The sequence below is a fragment of the Vibrio sp. STUT-A16 genome, assembly GCF_026000495.1.
Classification (GTDB): Bacteria; Pseudomonadota; Gammaproteobacteria; order Enterobacterales; family Vibrionaceae; genus Vibrio; species Vibrio diabolicus.
On the sequence record NZ_AP026765.1, the window covers coordinates 2,166,585 to 2,186,022 of the forward strand.

Here is a 19,438-nt window from a genome sequence, read left to right on the forward strand (position 1 = left end):
TTTTACAACATTTTGTTTGAGGCCTGTCAAATTCTCACTAAATAGTATCCGTTATTGGTTTAGACTGATTGAAGATCAGGTTTATACTGATTCTATGGCGCTGGTTGTTTTCGTTAACGCCCCACTCTACTCTGGAATCTTCGTGTTTCCTTTCGTTAACAGAGCCAGCGAGTTGTTCTCTATACCCTCGTGAACACTATGAATACATTAGAAAAAATTCAAAAAAACCTGGAGAATTTCAGTAAGTCAGAGCGCAAAGTTGCGGAAGTAATTATGGCGTCTCCACAAACTGCAATTCATTCAAGCATTGCAACGTTGGCTAAAATGGCTGATGTTAGTGAGCCCACTGTAAACCGCTTCTGTCGTCGTCTGGACACCAAGGGCTTTCCAGATTTTAAGCTTCACTTGGCACAGAGCCTAGCCAACGGTACCCCTTACGTTAACCGTAACGTGGAAGAAGACGATGGCCCAGACGCGTACACCCATAAGATTTTTGAATCGACCATGGCGTGTTTAGATGTCGCGAAAAACAGCCTAGATCCAATGCAAGTGAACCGTGCGGTCGATTTGCTAACGCAAGCGAAGCGCATTTCATTCTTTGGCCTTGGTGCTTCATCTTCTGTAGCCCGAGACGCACAAAACAAGTTTATTCGCTTTAACATTCCAATTACTTGTTTTGAAGACATTGTCATGCAGCGCATGAGTTGTATTAACTGCAGTGATAATGATGTTGTGGTTCTTATTTCTCACACAGGTCGAACGAAGAGTCAGGTCGAAATAGCAAACCTTGCTCGTGAAAACGGCGCGACGGTCATTGCGATTACAGCAAAGGACTCACCGCTAGAAAAGGCAAGTTCACTCGCTATTACGCTTGATATTCCTGAAGATACCGACGTCTATATGCCAATGGCGAGTCGAGTTGTACAGATGACGGTGATTGATGTACTTGCAACTGGCTTCACACTTCGCCGTGGTACAGGTTTCCGAGAGAACCTAAAACGCGTAAAAGATGCGTTGAAAGACAGTCGCTATGACAAGCTAAGTCAGTACTAAGTCCTGCTGTTTAGTGAAAGTTTAATAAAGGGGAGCTCTACGCTCCCCTTTTTTCAATGTGCTTTAGATCAATACATCAACCCAAGTCGTTCACACTCGATAAGTCCGTTCTTGATTCAAGCACTTCTACAGAGCTCACGTGTTGTGTGCTCTCTGCCACACACTCTCCACTGCAATCACAGACTTGCTGCAATATGTATATCAAACGTTCCTGATTAAGGGGTAGCGGGTTGCCTTTGATCGCCATCGACTTAAGCGCATCGTTCGCCACTTGTTCAAAAGAAGTTTGGCATACTCCGAATTGGCCAAGTAACGGCAACGCTAACTTATCTAACACCATATTTACCCAAAGAACCCCATCGTGCTCATTCGCGTTCGCACGATCGGTAACCAGTTGGGCAAGTTTACGATAACGATTTATCACATCATTCCTACCAGCGAGCTTCGCGGCGTTAATATTTTCCTGCATCACGTGCGGTGCAAGACGCGCCGTGATCACGCTGTGGGGAGCATCTAACTTACCTCCTAACGCCGACGCAAGCCCATGCGCAGCACCTAATTTGGCATTAGTAATGGCCATGCCACCGAGCAACGCAGCGAATGATAAATCCGAGCGAGCCTTATGATTATCTTGCTTACAAGCAGCAATCACTGAACGGCTTAAACGACGAAGTCCCTCTTCGCACACCATATCTGTAAGAGGGTTTGGCTCACCACACACATACGCTTCCATCAAATGAGTGAACGCATCCATCGCGCCACGCCCGGATGTGTATTGATCGGTTCCATAAGTGAGCGTCGGATCCACAATGGCAACGTCTGCCAGCATATCAGGGCTTCGAAGACTCACTTTCACTTTATCTTGTCCAGACTTCAACACCGCATTTCGAGTCACCTCTGAGCCCGTGCTTGCTGTCGTAGGAGTTGCAATAAAATGAAGAGGTTTTGCCTTTAATGGTACGTTTCTTCCTACCACTTCGACGTAATCGTAAACATTGCCTTGATTAGGAATAATAGCGGCTAGGGCTTTACCCATATCGATGACACTGCCACCGCCAATAGCAACCACCATATCAGGCTGGAATTTTCTACCGAGTACCGCGGTCTCTTCTACCATTGTGATATAAGGTTCGCCATTGATTGCTACGTGTTGGTAACGCATATTTTGAGCTTTAAGGTAGTTAATGATGGGCGTGGCTCGTTGGGTGTCCTTCCCAGTTACCAGCAAAACACTGTAGCCAAATTGGTTGATAACGGATAATGAAGACTGAAGTGCACCTTCACCAAATATAATCCTTGTTGCAGTCATAAACTGAAACATACACATCCTCCCAAAATAATATACCCAAATAACCTCTTGCCCTCTGATTTAACACTTATGTAAGAGTTGAAGTCATTTGCGTATAGCCAGATTAGATTGCTATGTTTTTGAATAAAAAAAATTGACCAATTCCACCTTGCCATCATTAACCCCTTAAAATGTATGTTTTTTATGCGTCACTTCACATACTTTAGAGCCATAGAATAAGGGAGCGCGTTTAGTTTTTATTCGATAGATTTCACCTATAGAACCAAGAGGTAATTGCCGCTTTATTTCCGTATCTGGATCGGGCATAGTTACTGCAACAAAAGAGAGCGCACTCAGCCGCTATGTTTTGTACGCTTTCAAAAAAGAATAGATTTAGGAGAAATAAGATTATGTTCGTTGTTATCTTTGGTCGCCCTGCATGTCCTTTCTGTGTTCGTGCAAAAGAACACGCAGAAACGCTAAAAGCGAAGCGTGACGACTTCAACTACCGTTACGTTGATATCCATGCTGAAGGCATTTCTAAAGCAGATCTTGAGAAAACAGTTGGTAAACCAGTTGAAACTGTTCCTCAAATCTTTATCGACCAAGAGCACATCGGTGGCTGCGACGAGTTCGAAGCATACGCGAAAGAGCACCTAGGTCTATTTGACGAGTAATAAAGACAGTTTTTAAGAAAGCCGCTTCATGCGGCTTTTTTATTATTTTTCAGTTGGTTATTACCTTACGTCAACTAATGGTAAAACCTAAAAAAATTCACTTATCTTTTTGCTATATTTAGTTACAATTCGCAATTCTTAATCTTTTTGGCACACACTTTACCGAGCCACACAGTGAACATAGACGTCGTATACCTTCTTGAGCAAAACCCTATCCTTCTAATCTTCGTCGTATTAGCCATTGGCCTTGCCATCGGAAAAATCCGATTTGGCAAATTACAACTAGGCAACTCCATAGGCGTTCTTATTACCTCGTTGGTAATGGGTCACCTTGGCTTCTCATTCAATGCAGAAGCATTAACCATTGGCTTTATGCTGTTTATCTATTGCGTCGGCATTGAAGCTGGACCAAACTTTTTTGGCATATTCTTCAGAGATGGTAAGCATTACTTTATTTTAAGTATGACCGTTCTCGTGTCCGCAGTCAGCTTAACGTATGGCTTGAGCCACTATTTCGGCCTCGATTTTGGCTTGTCAGCCGGTATGATGGCTGGCGCGTTGACAGCAACACCTGTACTGGTTGGTGCACAAGACGCTCTTAACTCTGGCCTTGCGACTATACCGCGCAATATGGATTTTTCTTTGGTATTAGAAAATCTATCCGTAGGTTACGCGATGGCTTATCTGGTCGGCCTAATAAGCATGATCATGTTCGCGAAGCTGTTGCCAAAACTACAAAAGCAGAATCTGTCTGATTCTGCGCAGCAAATTGCTCAAGAACGTGGCCTTGGAAATTCAAGCCAAAGAAAAGTGTACTTACCGATTATTCGTGCTTACCGAGTCGGCCCAGAATTGATTGACTGGACTGACGGCAAGAACTTGCGTGAACTGGGCATTTATCGTCAAACTGGCTGTTACATTGAGCGAATCCGCCGTAACGGTATTCTCGCCCATCCAGATGGTGATGCTATTTTGCAAGAAGGTGATGAAATTGCACTGGTTGGCTTCCCTGATAGCCATGCTCGCTTGGATCCTAGCTTCCGCAACGGTAAAGAAGTATTTGATCGTAACTTGCTTGATTTGCGCATCGTTGAAGAAGAAATTGTCGTAAAAAGTGACGCTATCGCAGGCAAGCGTTTATCGGATTTAAACTTATCTGAGTTTGGCTGTTTCTTAAACCGCGTGGTACGTGCGCAAATAGAAATGCCGATGGATTTAGACATTGTTCTCGCTAAAGGTGACGTCCTTCAGGTAAGCGGCGAGAAAAGCCGAGTACATGGACTCGCGGAAAAAATCGGTTTCATCTCGATCCACAGTCAAATGGCCGATTTACTCGCTTTTTGCAGCTTCTTTATTTTGGGTATTCTGTTTGGCCTCATCACGATGACATTCGGCCAGGTTTCGTTCAGCTTGGGTAACGCGGTAGGTCTTTTGTTATCTGGTATTACACTTGGTTTCTTACGAGCAAATCACCCTACTTTCGGCTATGTCCCGCAGGGGGCGCTGAATATGGTCAAAGATTTGGGTTTGATGTTCTTTATGGTGGGAATAGGTCTAAGTGCAGGCGGAAAGATGTTCGAGCACTTGACTCAAGTTGGTCCAAAAGTGATTGGTTTAGCATTCATTGTTAGTGTTGTGCCTGTAGTACTGGCCTATTTAGTGGGCGCACACATACTCAAGATGAACCGTGCCCTGCTCTTCGGTGCCATTATTGGTGCCCGAACTTGTGCCCCAGCTATGGATGTCGTCAACGACTACGCTAAATCCACTATCCCAGCTCTTGGCTATGCGGGTACCTATGCGATTGCTAATATTCTGATGACGTTAGCCGGTACGATCCTGATAATATTAAGTTAATAACTTTGACTGATGAAAGCAAAAAAGGCGCTCAATGAGCGCCTTTTGTATATCGGTTGTCTAATCAGTCATTCGATTAGATTTGGATAAAATCAGCTTCAACCGCTGGATTTACATCCGCTTCGTAATCTACGCCTTCAACACCGAAACCAAATAGTTTCAAGAACTCTTCTTTGTACTCTACGTAGTCAGTCAGTTCTTTTAGGTTCTCAGTCGTAATTTGAGGCCATAGTTCACGACAGTGCTGCTGAATGTCGTCACGAAGTTCCCAGTCATCCAGACGTAGACGGTTCATCTCATCCACTTCTGCTGCGCTACCATCTTCTTTGTACAGACGTTGGCTGAACATACGGTAGATTTGTTCCATACAGCCTTCGTGTACGCCTTCTTCGCGCATTTTCTTGAATACCATTGCAATGTACAATGGCATAACAGGAATTGCGGAACTTGCCTGAGTTACAACAGATTTAAGTACAGCAACATTTGCACTGCCGCCTGTCGCTGCTAACTTGTCGTTTAGCGCTTTCGCCGCACGATCTAGGTCCATTTTCGCTTTACCTAGTGCGCCATCCCAGTAGATTGGCCAAGTTAGCTCAGTACCAATGTAGCTGTACGCGACTGTCTTACAGCCTTCAGCAAGAACACCAGCATCAGACAGTGCATTAATCCAAAGTTCCCAGTCTTCACCGCCCATAACGGTTACTGTGTCTTTGATTTCTTCTTCTGTTGCAGGCTCAACACTTGCTTCGATGATCACATCTTTGTTGGTATCAACGGCAGTTGATGTGTAAGTTTCACCAATAGGCTTAAGCGCTGAACGAACTAGCTCGCCAGTTTCTGGCATTTTACGTACTGGGGAAGCCAGTGAGTAAACCACCATATCGATCTGACCTAAATCTTCTTTGATCAGTTCGATAGTTTTCTGTTTCGCTTCATTTGAGAAAGCGTCGCCGTTTAGGCTTTTTGCGTACAGGCCTTCTTCACGCGCTAGCTTTTCAAAAGCAGCTGCATTGTAGAAGCCTGCCGTACCTGGTTTCTTCTCAGTACCTTCTTTTTCGAAGAAAACACCGATAGTTGATGCACCGCCACCAAATGCCGCAGCGATACGAGAAGATAGACCGTAGCCACTTGATGCACCGACAACAAGAACGCGCTTAGGTGCGTTTTTGATTGGGCCTTGCGCTTTAGTGTACGCAATTTGTTCTTTTACGTTAGCTTCACAACCAACAGGGTGCGTTGTAGTACAGATAAATCCACGAATTCTAGGTTTGATGATCATATTCAACTTCCTTTAAAAAACCTTGTTAGGATAAAAGTTTCGTCGGGATTTCGCATCTAATTTCTGTAAAAATGCTCTGAAAAGGCAAGTGGTTGGAGCACTATCCCAACATCCACTCAGCAAGAACACAAAAAAGCACCTCATTGAGGTGCTTTTCGTAGTATTAACGGTTTACTATGCCGCCGGGTTCAAATGCGACTTTTTTGGGCAATCGGTTCGTACTTCAGAAAAGTCATGACTAAAGTGGTCAACTTGAATCGCCTTGTAACGCAATTTGTCTGCCGCCATGATTTGGTCAATTTCTTGCTCAGTTAACACGCCTGCTTCAAATGCTTGCTGCAGACGGTCGTGTAGCAGACCTTTACGAGCCACTTTCCCATCCTTCGCCGCCTTCATAAGCTTACGCTCTAATGGTTTGATTTCGTACATTGCGAGGAAGGCATTCTCCATTAAGCCTACGCTGTCGTCGTCGGATTTTCCGATGTAGCAAAGATGCGTGAGTCGATCACGTTGTGCTCCTGGCGTCATCATCGCTTCCGCCAGATTCACACACAGTTCATCGCTTGGCTTATTGAAATGATTGCCAAGTGGGAACAATAACCCTTTCAGCACACCGCCAACGTATTTCACAGGGAAGTTGGTATAAGCCTCATTTAATGACTTAGATGCGTTATACAAACAATGTTGAACGGCGTAGTGGACAAAATCTAGATCGCCTTGTTGACGTCCTTCATCTTCATACTTTTTCAGTGCGGCAGACGCCATATATAGATAACTTAAGCCATCACCCAGACGTGCAGAAATCATTTCTTTACGCTTCAAATCACCGCCTAGTGTTAACATCGCGAAGTCAGCACTAACGGCAAGCGCTCGGCTTAATCTTGTGATTTCTTTGTAGTATTGCTGTGTTGGGCCACTCATGTGCGCTTTTACAAACCGAGAACCAGTTAGCGCCGCGCCAAATGCACCAAATGTATTGCCTACCGCATGTTTGATGTGTTTAAAGAGCAAGTTGTCAAATTCTTTCGCCCCTTGTTCAGAATCTGGATTCGCCGCGGCTTCCATTTCTTTCAGTACATATGGGTGACAACGAGTCGCACCTTGACCAAAAATCATCAGGTTACGAGTCAGAATATTAGCGCCTTCAACAGTGATAGCAACTGGAATACCGAGATAATGTTTAGCAAGATAGTTCATTGGGCCATCTTGAATCGCACGACCTGCATGAATATCAAACGAATCATTTAGAATAGTACGAGCAATTTCCGTCATGTGGTACTTGGCAATCGCGGTTACAATCCCAGGTTTTTCTTTCATATCGAGAGAAGTCGTCGTCAGCGTACGTGTCGCTTCTAGTAGGTAAGTAAGACCACCAATGCGCCCCATTGCTTCTGCGACACCTTCAAACTTACCGATCGACATACCAAACTGTTTACGCACGTAAGCATAAGCACCGGTTGTACGTGTAGTAAGATGACCAATCGCTGTGCCAAGCGCTGGGAGAGAGATACCACGACCAGCAGAAAGACACTCAACCAGCATACGCCAACCTTTACCTGCGTAATCAGCGCCACCGATCAACCAGTCCATAGGGATGAAGACATCTTCACCACGAGTCGGACCATTCATGAATGCAGAACCCAGAGGATCATGGCGCTCGCCTATCTCGACACCTTCATGGTCAGCGGGGATCAGCGCACATGTGATTCCAACCTCTTTCTTATCACCAAGTAGCCCTTCTGGATCCTGTAGCTTAAATGCTAATCCGAGTACAGTCGCCACTGGCGCAAGTGTGATGTAGCGTTTATTCCAGCTAACTCGCACGCCAAGCACTTCTTTGCCTTCGTGAGTGCCATAACAAACTACGCCCTGATCTGGTATACCACCGGCGTCAGATCCCGCTTCAGGCCCTGTTAATGCAAAACAAGGAATGTCGGTACCATCAGCTAAACGAGGCAACCAGTAATCTTTTTGCTCTTGCGTGCCATAGTGCGATAAAAGCTCACCTGGACCAAGAGAGTTCGGTACCATTACCGATACAGCGGTGCTGATGCTACGAGTCGCAATACGAGAAACAATGGTTGAGTTCGCTAAAGCGGAAAATTCACGACCACCATACGCTTTTGAAATAATCAGTGAGAAAAATCGCTCTTTACGTAAGTACTCCCATACTTCAGGCGGTAAATCCCTATCTTCTTTGACAATCTTCTGGTCATCAAGCATTTCTAGCAGGGTTTCAAGCTCATTATCCATAAACGACTGCTCTTCTGCTGTCAGTGTCGGCGTTGGATAATGGTGCAATGTAGTGAAGTTAGGCTTGCCTGAAAATAGTTCGGCATCCCACCATACACTACCCGCTTCCATTGCCTCTTTCTCAGTGCTAGAGAGAGGTGGCAATACTTTTTTGAACACTTTAAAAGCTGGGTCACTAATCCATTTTCTTCGTAGAGAGCTCATAGTTCAGATCCTTTTGTTCACGTAACCGCTCTGGGCATAATTTTATTATTGGTTTAACTTTCTTATTTGTCTTGTGCCAACTGCTTCGCTGACATTCCTGCTGACAAATAAGGAATCAGCAAATCGACGACAGATTTCACATCGACTTCCTTTTCAAATTTACTTTCAGCAAGCTCCGAAAGAGCCTGGCTTGAAGCCATCGTAAATACGCAGGTACCTAGCGTGAAGTGCAGTCGCCAAAACAGCTGCTCCTCACATAGTTCCGGGTTTGCCTTCATTATCGAGAAGGTGAAGAGGTTAAGTACCTCTTCATATCGAGTGGTGATGAACCAACGCAGATGACCTTGTACGTCTGTGTAACCACGGCCAATTAACAACATGAATAATGCAGTACCATTGGGGCGCACATCATTTAATGTACGCAAAGGTAAACGCAATGACTCAAAGACGTCGTCCATGTCGTAGCTATCACGCGTATTTAACTCAATTAGTGAGGTTTTAATGCTCGGCATGAGCGCTTCTAGGTATCTATCTAAAACCGCTCTAACTAGCGTTTTTTTATCGCCAAAGTGATAATTTACCGATGCTAAGTTGACGTTCGCTTTACCTGTTATCGTTCTTAGCGAAGTATCATTAAAACCATGTTCAGCAAAGAGTCCTTCTGCGACATCGAGTATTTTTTCTTTTGTTGATGTTCTCGGGGCCATTTTAATCACTCGTATTAAACAACTGTTTGAAAATATACTCCTGAAACTTTAGATTAACAAATGATTAACATCACACTTTCACCAATTGGTCTGACCAGAACTTAGAAGGTGTGATCTAATCTTTTGAATTTAAGTCTAATAAGCAAATGATGCTCGCCTGAAGAAAATGACCAAGTTTCGCAAACCATCTTATTTGAAACGCTAGCAATGTCGTTAGGCGGTCGGAGCAGGAGGTGCGGGTTTGAAATGCAATTTAAGTTTATAGCTACTATAGAAAAGAGGGCTATCGAGTTTCAAACCGCCATTAAGTTGGTTACGCTGTTCGCCTCTTCTCATACTTCTTTACGATACAAGCGGGCAGAAAGAATTAAATCGAATTTTTTTTGAAAAAAAATGGAACTGTTTGGAAAAGGCTCGGTCTGAATAAATGTAACAACTAGGGCATTTTAAGTTTCACTGGCCGTCAAACTTGTTTCCATCTAATTGTTACGTTGCTGCTTTTTTCTTATTAACTCCTATGTTTGTATCCGCCCAGTCAAATTTTCGGCTGGGCTTTTTTTCGCCCGCAGATCTACCAACCTACCTTTTTCGATGATTCCGTTCATCTCCATGGTCTAGACATCCGCTCAATACGAAAGTGTCGCTATTAAGTCGCTGATGTACTGAACTATGGGTATAAAAAAGCCTCCCGAGTGGGAGGCTTTACAAAATAGCGCATTTTTATCTTACGCTTGCGCTTTCTTAGGCAAAGAAAAGTGCAGTAAGGCATAGCCAAGTAATGCTGCTGTCGTCGAACCCATTAAGATACCGAGTCGAGCATAGGTATCAAATTCAGGACTTACATTTCCGAACGCTAAAGAGGAAATGAAGATAGACATTGTAAAGCCAATACCACACAACACAGATACCGCAAAGATATGCTTGAAGTTAACGCCTTCAGGTAACTTAGCAACGCCCATTTTTACCGCTGCCCAGCTAAAGGTAAAGATACCTAGAGGCTTACCAACCAGTAGACCCAAAGCAATACCGAGTGGCAGCATTGAAGTTAGACCTGACATCGATACGCCTTCTAACGAAATCCCTGCATTGGCAAATGCGAATAGAGGCAGAATACCAAATGCCACGTATGGGTGAAGCGCGTGCTCCATATGTTTAAGTGGAGAATGTTCGCCCTGCTTTCCCTTTAGTGGGATAGCAAAACCAATCACTACACCTGCCAATGTTGCGTGAACACCAGATTTAAGCACCGCGAACCATAAGATCGCACCGACGATCATGTATGGTGTAAGTTTTGTTACTTCCTTTGCATTCAACATGAATAGGACACCAGTCATGATGAAGCCAACAAGCAGCGCCATGGACGACAGGTCACCGGTGTAAAATAGCGCGATAATAACAACCACACCCAAATCATCGATGATAGCAAGCGCTAGCAAGAACACTTTTAGGCTTACTGGTACACGCTTACCTAATAACGCCATGATACCTAAAGCAAAAGCGATATCTGTCGCCGCTGGAATTGCCCAACCAGAAATCGCCTCAGGATCGTTGGCATTAAAGGCTACGTAAATAAGAGCAGGAGCTAACATACCGCCAACCGCTGCAATCGCAGGGAAAATTGCGGTTTCTTTTGATTTTAAAGCACCTTCAAGTAGCTCTCGCTTAACTTCAAGGCCAATGAGTAAGAAGAAAACAGCCATTAGGCCGTCATTAATCCAGTGAGAAACTGACATACCAAATACATAAGTATGCAGTACAGATTGATAAGTTTCGCCCAGCGGTGAGTTAGCAATGGTCATCGCAATTGCCGCGGCAATCACGAGAAGAATACCACCAGCTGATTCCATTTTGAAAAAGTCACGAATGACATCGTTCATGGTTTCGTCCTTATATTTATTATCTTAATAAACGATTAACAAAGAATGATAAGAGTGTATAGCGGTCGAAAACTTTAGAATAATCGCTTCTTCAGAGTATAAACTTCGATTTTTCCGATATGAAGTTTACTATACATCGTATTTTCCAACATAACACTCAATTTTGATCACAGCGCGTACTTGTGGTTATCGCGCCAAATGTTTATCAAGATTATGAGAAAATCAGCATAACATGGCATGTACTGTCATGATAACCCCATACTTTTGAGAAAAATTCAGGAAGTTTCATCCACTAAAAAACCACCCATTGGGGTGGTTTTTATCAGAATTTAATAACCGGTGAGCTGCATAAAGCCCCAAGCCTCGTTGGAGCCAGAAGCTAAGGTAGGACCTTCCCAATACGGTATAACAAAAGGAAGCCACATATCTGATTTGATAATACGAGTGGTCAAGTTAATTTGATGCTTTGGAATATTAATAATCCACTGCAAAGGCAGCCTTCTTCCATTTGATAAACTGGTCACTTGCATTGGTTTAATACTGATATCATCATCTGAGAGATTGATGACTTTACCTGAGCGTGTGGACAAGGTGCCAAACACGTGCGGTGTTTGTCCATGGTGGCGATAGCGGCTGACAGTCAGTGCTCGACCATCATCTAAATTGAATACAAACCAATCCCAACCCTGTTGCCCTTCACCAATTAAGCCACTGCCCCACTCTTTCTGAGCCCAAGCAGAGCCAGCAACAGAGAAGCGTTTGCCATTAATGTTCAAACTCCCTTTCACCTTTAAAAATGGCGCACTAAAACTGAAAGAGGCAACAGATTGCAACGCGTGTTTAACCTGAAAACCTTTGTCTCCATTCACGACAAAGGGGCCATTTGTCATAGTATTGAGATCTAAACCAAACGTATCGGTAGTCACATTCAAGTTACCAGGGAAAGGCGTTGCACCAAGTGAACGCCACGTCCAATTATCAATCCATAACCTGAAAGGACGATTAGTCATGCCAGCTTGGCCTATCCCGCCTCTCGCTACACGTTGCTCTTTCCAGACGTGCGAACCATGGCTAACGACAACATGTGAAATGTACAGTTGAGGGTTTTGCCATCCGCTGGTTTCTCGCTCGTCTGTCGCGACCCTGAAGTAACTCCATTGAACATTGTATATTTTCCCTTGTTCATCTTTCAGTTTCGCAAAGTAGTGCCACCATTCATGTTGGTACTCAGGATGAAAACGAAAGTCTGACGGTAAAGAGACATGCTCGTCAGGTAATACAGGTTCGAAAATCGTTTGATTTTCACGCGTTAGAATAGAATTAAGCTCGCTTTCTTGTGTTGCTGTCGCTTCCAACCAAAAAGTTGAGTAAAAAGCAGCCCCGGTCAAAAAGGCAAACGTAATAACAATGATCGTTGAAACTAACAAGCGTTTTTTAGAGCCCACTTTTTTCATTACAACGCGTCCCTTAATGACTTCATTGGCGTACTCTTAATCATTCTAATAACTGGCAATGCGCCGGCAATCATGATGGCAAGCATCGCCCAAGCAATAGTTTGAGCGTATTCCCAAGGGATCGTTTGAAGCTCCAGAGACCAACCGAATGATTGCTTAATGATAATATCAACGATCAAGTGTGCAAGTGCCAGACCAAGTGGCACCGCAATAATCGCGGAAATGGCCCCGAAGACAAACAACTGCAAACCACCCAATGCGACAAGTTCCTTTCCGGATACACCCATACATCTCAGCAAAGAGAAGTGCCGCTGCCGCGACAGCTCGCCCGCCAATGTCGCGAAGAATAAGCCAAACACAGCAATAATCAGCGTGATGTTGCCCAAGGTTCCTGCAATAGCGAAGGTATGATCAAATACCCTCATTGCCTGACTATAAATATTACCATTATCAAACACACGGTCTTGTGGAAGGCGGAATACATTTTCTAAGCGATTTTTCAGCCCCTCCCCATTAACGCTATCTTTTAACACCACACCAAGGCCAACATTGCCCGTCCCTGCAAATGCATACAGCCAATTCCGGTGCGACATCATCACCTGGTTATACGGGTTTCCATAATCGTAATAAACACCAACGACTTGCCAGTCTCCACCTAGTGGTTCCTGCAAGTTAATGAAGTCTCCTGGACGAATATCCAACTTCAAGGCCATCGATTCACTCACCATCAAGCTCTTGGTCGCGTGCAGTTGATACCAGTAATTCGGGACACCTAGCTTTACCGTCAGTGCATCTAGCTCACCTTCAGAAGAGCCTGTGCTCACCACTTGCAAAGCACCATGCTCGGTTGGCATATCTTTTTCCCAACGCCACCAAACCGAGTTGACTTCTGGTTGGTTTTGCAGCCATGCACTCATCCGAGCTGCTGAGTTATTTGTCGGATAGATATAAATATCCGCTGCTAATCGCTGGCTGAGCCATTTATCGGTTGTATCCCTAAAGCTGCCTACCATCGTTTCTACGCCGATATTTGCCGCCAGTGCCAACATAAACGCCATTGTTGCCACACCGCGATAACTCATGCTCGCAGCCGCATCGGCAAAAAACCAACGTACACGTACCCAACGCATGGTGTAAGAAAAGCTCTGGAACATATGCCACATAATAAATGGCATGAACAAGGCCACACTAACCAACATCAGCGCAATAATGGCAAAGCCAGTTTCTTGTGTTTTCGGTGCTTGATACACTGCGATTGCCGCGACACAAAACGCACACGCAGCAAGAGCCTGCCAAGAGAACTCACGCCCTGCAAATCGCATTAATGACAGTCGAGAAGATAGACGAATTGGCTGTGACTTCAACAAACGAATCAATGGCCACAAACACGATATTAATGCGCCCATCGCTGCCATGATCAGACTATATAAGCTGGACTGCCAAGACCATCCTATTGTTAAGCCTACGTTGGCATCGTACAAATCGCTCAGGCTCGATGAGACTGCAGGGATCAGCTCATTTGCCAAGATCAAACCAAAAAAGTTACCACACGCCCACGCAATAAAGACGAGCAACGACAACTCTAACAACAATGCTTGAGCCAACTGCGTTCCGTTGACCCCCGTCTGTCTCAAAATACCCACCAAACGTTGTCGCTGAATAAATGACAAAGACATCGCTTGATAAAAAATAAACAACCCGACCAAAAATGACAGCATCCCCATCGCAGTGAGATTCATGTGGAATGCATTAGTTAACGACTCAAGCTCCGTACGCGTATTCCTAACGAGCGTCATGCCATTGGGAAGCATATTTTTCAGTGCTATTAGCTTTTCCTCTGGCATTTCACCACAAGAAATCGCAGATAAACCTGAGCTCCGCTTGAGCATACGCAACAACGATATATCAGTAACCAGTCGAGTCCCTGAGAGCATTTTGTTTTTATCGACTTGAATCGGTCCGAGACGACTTCCGTCATTCATCTCAATAAAGTCCCCATCCTGCCAACTCATGTAAGCGGCCAAATCTTGACTGACTAGAATGGGATAAGGAGGTTTCATTAATGATAGAACGGGCATCTCACCCAAAGATTTGCCTTGCTGCAATGGAATCATCGCGACAGGATCAATCCCCACCAGCATCAAGCTCATATCGGTTTTAGCATCTAGATGCAGCACGTCAAACGGCGCACATTGGTTAAACCCAGCTCGACGCAACTGGATATAGAAACCTTGAGGGATTTTATTGGCAGAGTGTTTAGTTCGGATTCGGTATGGCAAAGGATTGGAGAAAAGCTTTTCTCCTGTCGCATAACTTTGTTTTGCATGCTGGTTGATAGAAGTAACACCAACAAGAAGGGACACGCCTAAGGTTAACCCTAGCCAGACAAGAATAATTTGTAGTGGGTAACGACGGTAATGACCGAGTAGTGCCTTAACTACGGGCCATAACATGCAGTTGCCCTCCTTGAAGTCGAATCTTACCTTCCATATGGGCCGCCACTTTTTCACTGTGCGTCACTAACAGCAAAGTACACTCCAGTTGGCGAGCGAGACTCGTCAATAAGCGCATTACCGCTTCTGCGTTTCGCTCGTCTAGGCTACCAGTTGGCTCATCAGCGAGTAGGATTTTAGGTTCCATATAGAGTGCGCGAGCAATAGCAGCACGTTGTTGCTGACCACCAGATGCTTCTTCCGGGTAACGGCCTAGCAGAGGCATTAAATCCAGAGCAGAAAGAATTTGACGCCACAACTCTTTATCTTCTGGCAAACCTTTTAACTGACGACAAAAACGAATATTGTCGGCAATATTGAGCGTAGGAAGCAGGTTGAACTGTTGGAAGATATTACCAATATTGTTGCGGCGATAAAGGGTTCTCAAATGCTCTGGCGCATCATGCATGGCAAAATTTGGAAACTGAACTTCACCAGAGTCTGCAGTATCCAGTCCGGCAATTAAGTTCAGCAAAGTACTTTTACCCGAACCACTTTCTCCCATCAGAGCGACTTGGTCACCTTGCTGTAATGTTAATTCTGCCCCTTGTAATACAGGGTGAAATTCTCCCCCATCTACATAGCCTTTACATAGGTCTGACAGTTTTAACATTGATTATGCCGCTCGGATGGTATTTAAAAATTGGGATCAGAATCTACACTAAAATCCTGTTAGTAGAAAGTATTTTGAATGCTTGATCACACTATGAGAGTACAAATGCAACTCGATTCACTTTCTGTTCCTAATTTTGTTGACGTATTGAGCAGATTTTTGCAGCTGCAGAAAGCTCTGTTTACCTCTATTGACCGATAAGGTTTTTCATCCATTTTCGGCTCACCATTCTTGGCAGACAAATCGTCCACTTCACAACTTCCTCGGTCAAAAAGAGTAAGTAAACCCATTGTGGGTCCCAACCGAGCTGAATCGCTGCAAATGCCGCGAGTGGAATCCCGATCACCCACTGCGCAAGAATGTCTTGATACAAACAAAACTTAACGTCACCACCTGCACGTAATACCCCAACAATGACCATCATCGGCACCGAGCGTAGTACGACACCTAAAGCAAGAATCACCATAAACTGTTCAGCTAACTGGCGAGTATCCGCTGTCAGTGCACTAAACGCATTAAGGATCCATTGATTGGACACGATCAATATAACAGCGACCACAAATGCGATCAAAACATTCAAAATGACCGTAGCCCAAGCTTGGTAATACACAGGTTCAAAGTTTTTCGCGCCGAGTTGGTTACCCACTAAAACCGCAGCTGCATTCGATAGGCCAATCATCATAGCGAGAGCGATTGACTCAACGGGCGTCATCACCGACAACGCTGCCAAACCTTGCACACCCGCTTGCCCCATGATGGCATGGTAAGCGAACAATCCACCAGCCCATGCCAAAAAGTTAAATGTGGTCGGTAAGGAAAGGCTCAAGAAACGCGTTATTTTGTCTAAAACCAAACCTGCGCGTATATCATCCCAACCAAATGCAATTATGTGTTTCTTCAGCCATAAATAGCCAAATAGACAACCGACTTCGATCGCGCCACTGATAACCGTTGCAATGGCTGCCCCTGTAATCCCTAAAGCAGGAAAACCTAAGTGACCAAAAATTAACACCCAGTTGAGGAAAACATTAGACAGAATTCCTATACCACTAAAAAATGTGCTCAGCCCCGGTTGGTGCATCGCTCTCAAGCCCACCGACATACTAGCGACACACGCAACAGCAAACATGCTAACGGATGAAATAATTACATAGCTGGCCCCTAACTCAATCACCTCTTGGGAGTCCGTGGTCAAACCCATGATTGGCTGTGGGAAAATAACAAACAAAGTAACGGCAATGGCGGCAAACACCATGGCTATCATCCATGTTAAAGCGGTACTGCGACGTACCCCGACTTTATCGCCCGCCCCCCAATATTGTGCGGTCAGTAATGCACCACCCGTCGTCACCCCAACTAACATGATGGTAGTAACAAACGTCGCGCGCGCCGCTACCCCAACAGCGGCTATTTCAGCTTCACCAAGTTGGCCGAGCATAAGCACATCGACGAGGCTTCGGCTAGAAAACATCATGCTTTGCAGTGTAATTGGTAGCGCGATCGCGAATAAGCGACGTAAGAATGCTTTATCTGCATGTATTGAGAGTTGAGAGAGAAAAGTCACAAGCGCTCCAACGACAACTTATTGATAGAATGGGGAAAGTGTCTCATGATTATACTCTGTGGTGTTTATTCCACCAACGATTAAAAGGACAGATAATGAAAAAGGTGTTGGTGCTAGGCGCCTCGGGTTACATTGGTTCTCAACTTCTTCCGTTACTCTTAGATAAAGGTTACGCCGTCACGGCTGCGGCGCGACATATCGATTATTTGGAGTCAAGGACCCGGCCCCATCCTAATTTAACGTTGCGGTATCTGGACCTAGCCGACGCAGAAGCCACGCTCGCTGTGGTGAACGATTTTGACTTGGTATTTTTCCTAGTACACGGAATGGCACAAGGCGATGACTTTGTTGAGTACGAGCTAAACCTTGCTTTGAACTTTAAATACGCATTGGAGCAAAGCAGTGTCAAACATGTCATTTATTTAAGTGCCATCCAACCGCAAACCGGAAACTCGCGCCATTTAGCCGCACGCAAAGCAACGGGCAAAATTATCCGGCAGTCTGGCGTTCCAGTAACTGAATTGCGTGCAGGCGTCATCATTGGCCCCGGCTCCGCGGCTTTCGAGATCATGCGAGATTTTGTCTACAACTTACCTATTTTGATCGCGCCTAAATGGGTCGACTCAAAAGCCAACCCTATTGCCCTACCCAACCTCAATCACTATTTATTGCAGCTGGCCGAAGCATCACCCCCAGAAGAAAACCAAATTTATGAAGTTGGTGGGCCAGATACACTCAGCTACCGCGAGCAGTTTAAAGTCATTTGCCGAATCACCAACAAGCCTTATCGGCTGTGGTCTACACCGTTGCTTACCCCAAAAATGGCATCGTACTGGCTCGGCTTGGTCACCTCTGTACCAGCAAACATCGGCAAAGCATTACTCGCGGGGTTAGAGCATGACTACATTGCCGATTCCAAAGCGATTGAAGCACGATTTCCGCAAACGCTGATCAGCTACGAGCAAGCGGTATCCGATACCATTCAAGATGAAGGCACGTTTGTACGCAGCAATGTTTGGGGCTTTGAACCAGCGGCACTTCGTCGATGGCAACCAGGGTATGGTTACTACCCTAAACAAGCCGGTGCGAGCATAAAAACTCAAGCCTCCGCTGCGGCATTATGGAAAGTGGCTCAAAAAATCGGGAGTCGTGAAAAAGGCTATTACTTTGCCAACATTTTGTGGCGCACACGTGAATGGCTCGACATCTTTTTTGGTGGCGGGAAACCGATTCGCGTTTCTCCTCCGGGGCCGGAGCTCAAAGTCGGCGATTTTATTGACTCTTGGAAAGTGATTCGCTGCGAGGAAGATCAGTTCCTCTCACTGTTTTTTGGGATGAAAGGCCCAGGGCTTGGACGTTTAGAGATTACCATCAAAGACCATGGTGATGAACGAGAACTGGATATCACCGCTTGGTGGCACCCACAGGGATTTCTCGGGCTACTTTACTGGTTTGCCATGATGCCAGCCCATCTATTCATATTCAAAGGCATGGTCAAAGCCATCGCGAAAGAAGCCGAAAGTATCAGTATTACTCCTCAGGAGGAACAGTCTCTGGAGAATATAGAGAAATAGGCAGGTGATGAGCAATCCCCGCATGGCAATCAATGCACGATTGCTCTCGACTTTCCATCATTTGATGTCGACGCGCAACGGTTCGTCCTTGCGCTTCGAAATCCATCTTGTCAACGGAATGGCAATATCGACACTGCTTTGATTTATTCTCGATAAACTGCTGTGTGACTTCAGCAGCCAACCTCGGACGATGCTCCGCCTCGAAGTTCTCTAACGTAATTTCTCCAGTCAGTTTGTGATAGATGTCGGCTGTAGCGCCGATTTTCAATGCGATTTTAGCAAAAAACTCCCTAGGGACATGGCAATCACTGCACGTAGCGGCAACCACACCCTGAGCATTTTTGAAGTGTGGAGATGCTTGGTACTCCTCAACTATCGTATCCATCCCAATATGGCAACTGTAACAAAACTCGTTGCGATTGGTGTAATCCATACCAAAGTGAAAAACACTGAGGGCCGCCCCACCAAAGATAAACGCCAATAAGCCACCAATTGGTATGCCGAGCATCCATTTTCTGTTTGGTTTACGCCATAAACTCATTGGTG

At 45.1% G+C, this 19,438-nt stretch carries 14 protein-coding genes; 4 read left to right on the top strand and 10 right to left on the bottom strand.

What is annotated here, in order from left to right:
• Window positions 1-198 precede the first annotated feature (198 nt).
• Entirely contained in the window at window positions 199-1,053 is an 855-nt protein-coding gene (locus tag OO778_RS10380; RefSeq protein WP_005378021.1) for a MurR/RpiR family transcriptional regulator, read from the top strand.
• A 76-nt stretch (window positions 1,054-1,129) separates the two neighbouring features.
• Here OO778_RS10380 and OO778_RS10385 read toward each other — a convergent pair whose 3' ends face one another.
• Window positions 1,130-2,374: an iron-containing alcohol dehydrogenase gene (locus OO778_RS10385; protein WP_264909712.1), complete on the bottom strand. Its 1,245-nt coding sequence runs from the start codon at window positions 2,372-2,374 to the stop codon at window positions 1,130-1,132.
• A 377-nt stretch (window positions 2,375-2,751) separates the two neighbouring features.
• On the opposite strand from OO778_RS10385, the gene OO778_RS10390 reads away from it, so the two are divergent.
• Both OO778_RS10390 and OO778_RS10395 read left to right on the top strand, forming a co-directional pair.
• Window positions 2,752-3,018: a GrxA family glutaredoxin gene (locus OO778_RS10390; RefSeq protein WP_005378026.1), complete on the top strand. Its 267-nt coding sequence runs from the start codon at window positions 2,752-2,754 to the stop codon at window positions 3,016-3,018.
• 174 nt (window positions 3,019-3,192) lie between these two features.
• Window positions 3,193-4,875: an aspartate:alanine antiporter gene (locus OO778_RS10395; protein ID WP_006742623.1), complete on the top strand. Its 1,683-nt coding sequence runs from the start codon at window positions 3,193-3,195 to the stop codon at window positions 4,873-4,875.
• Window positions 4,876-4,951: 76 nt separating this feature from the next.
• Here OO778_RS10395 and fabV read toward each other — a convergent pair whose 3' ends face one another.
• From fabV to OO778_RS10435, 8 genes are all read right to left on the bottom strand, one after another.
• Entirely contained in the window at window positions 4,952-6,154 is a 1,203-nt protein-coding gene (gene fabV, locus OO778_RS10400; protein ID WP_006742624.1) for an enoyl-ACP reductase FabV, read from the bottom strand.
• A 174-nt stretch (window positions 6,155-6,328) separates the two neighbouring features.
• The gene (locus tag OO778_RS10405; protein WP_006742625.1) at window positions 6,329-8,611 is read right to left on the bottom strand and encodes an acyl-CoA dehydrogenase; all 2,283 of its coding nucleotides are present in this window, start codon (window positions 8,609-8,611) and stop codon (window positions 6,329-6,331) included.
• 62 nt (window positions 8,612-8,673) lie between these two features.
• Window positions 8,674-9,318, bottom strand: a complete 645-nt coding sequence (locus OO778_RS10410) for a TetR/AcrR family transcriptional regulator (protein ID WP_005393225.1) — start codon at window positions 9,316-9,318, stop codon at window positions 8,674-8,676.
• 725 nt (window positions 9,319-10,043) lie between these two features.
• Window positions 10,044-11,195, bottom strand: coding sequence for a Na+/H+ antiporter NhaA (nhaA, locus tag OO778_RS10415; RefSeq protein ID WP_065645321.1), 1,152 nt, complete (start codon window positions 11,193-11,195; stop codon window positions 10,044-10,046).
• 329 nt (window positions 11,196-11,524) lie between these two features.
• Window positions 11,525-12,649 carry a lipocalin-like domain-containing protein gene (locus OO778_RS10420; RefSeq protein WP_046874817.1) on the bottom strand — a complete coding sequence of 375 codons (1,125 nt, stop codon included), beginning with the start codon at window positions 12,647-12,649 and terminating at the stop codon, window positions 11,525-11,527.
• Complete coding sequence (locus tag OO778_RS10425; protein WP_005393229.1) at window positions 12,649-15,102, bottom strand: ABC transporter permease; 2,454 nt, start codon at window positions 15,100-15,102, stop codon at window positions 12,649-12,651. The genes OO778_RS10420 and OO778_RS10425 overlap by 1 nt, the downstream gene beginning before the upstream one ends.
• Window positions 15,083-15,754, bottom strand: coding sequence for an ABC transporter ATP-binding protein (locus OO778_RS10430; RefSeq protein WP_005393230.1), 672 nt, complete (start codon window positions 15,752-15,754; stop codon window positions 15,083-15,085). The genes OO778_RS10425 and OO778_RS10430 overlap by 20 nt, the downstream gene beginning before the upstream one ends.
• A gap of 187 nt (window positions 15,755-15,941) precedes the next feature.
• A complete protein-coding gene (locus OO778_RS10435; protein ID WP_264909720.1) occupies window positions 15,942-17,318 on the bottom strand; it encodes an MATE family efflux transporter in 1,377 nt (458 codons plus the stop codon).
• A 95-nt stretch (window positions 17,319-17,413) separates the two neighbouring features.
• Here OO778_RS10435 and OO778_RS10440 point away from each other — a divergent pair, with 95 nt between their 5' ends.
• Complete coding sequence (locus tag OO778_RS10440) at window positions 17,414-18,892, top strand: SDR family oxidoreductase (RefSeq protein ID WP_264909721.1); 1,479 nt, start codon at window positions 17,414-17,416, stop codon at window positions 18,890-18,892.
• Here OO778_RS10440 and OO778_RS10445 read toward each other — a convergent pair.
• Window positions 18,849-19,433 (bottom strand): NapC/NirT family cytochrome c, encoded by a 585-nt coding sequence (locus OO778_RS10445; RefSeq protein WP_264909723.1) that lies wholly within the window; start codon window positions 19,431-19,433, stop codon window positions 18,849-18,851. The two genes, OO778_RS10440 and OO778_RS10445, sit on opposite strands and share 44 nt — an antisense overlap.
• Window positions 19,434-19,438 lie beyond the last annotated feature (5 nt).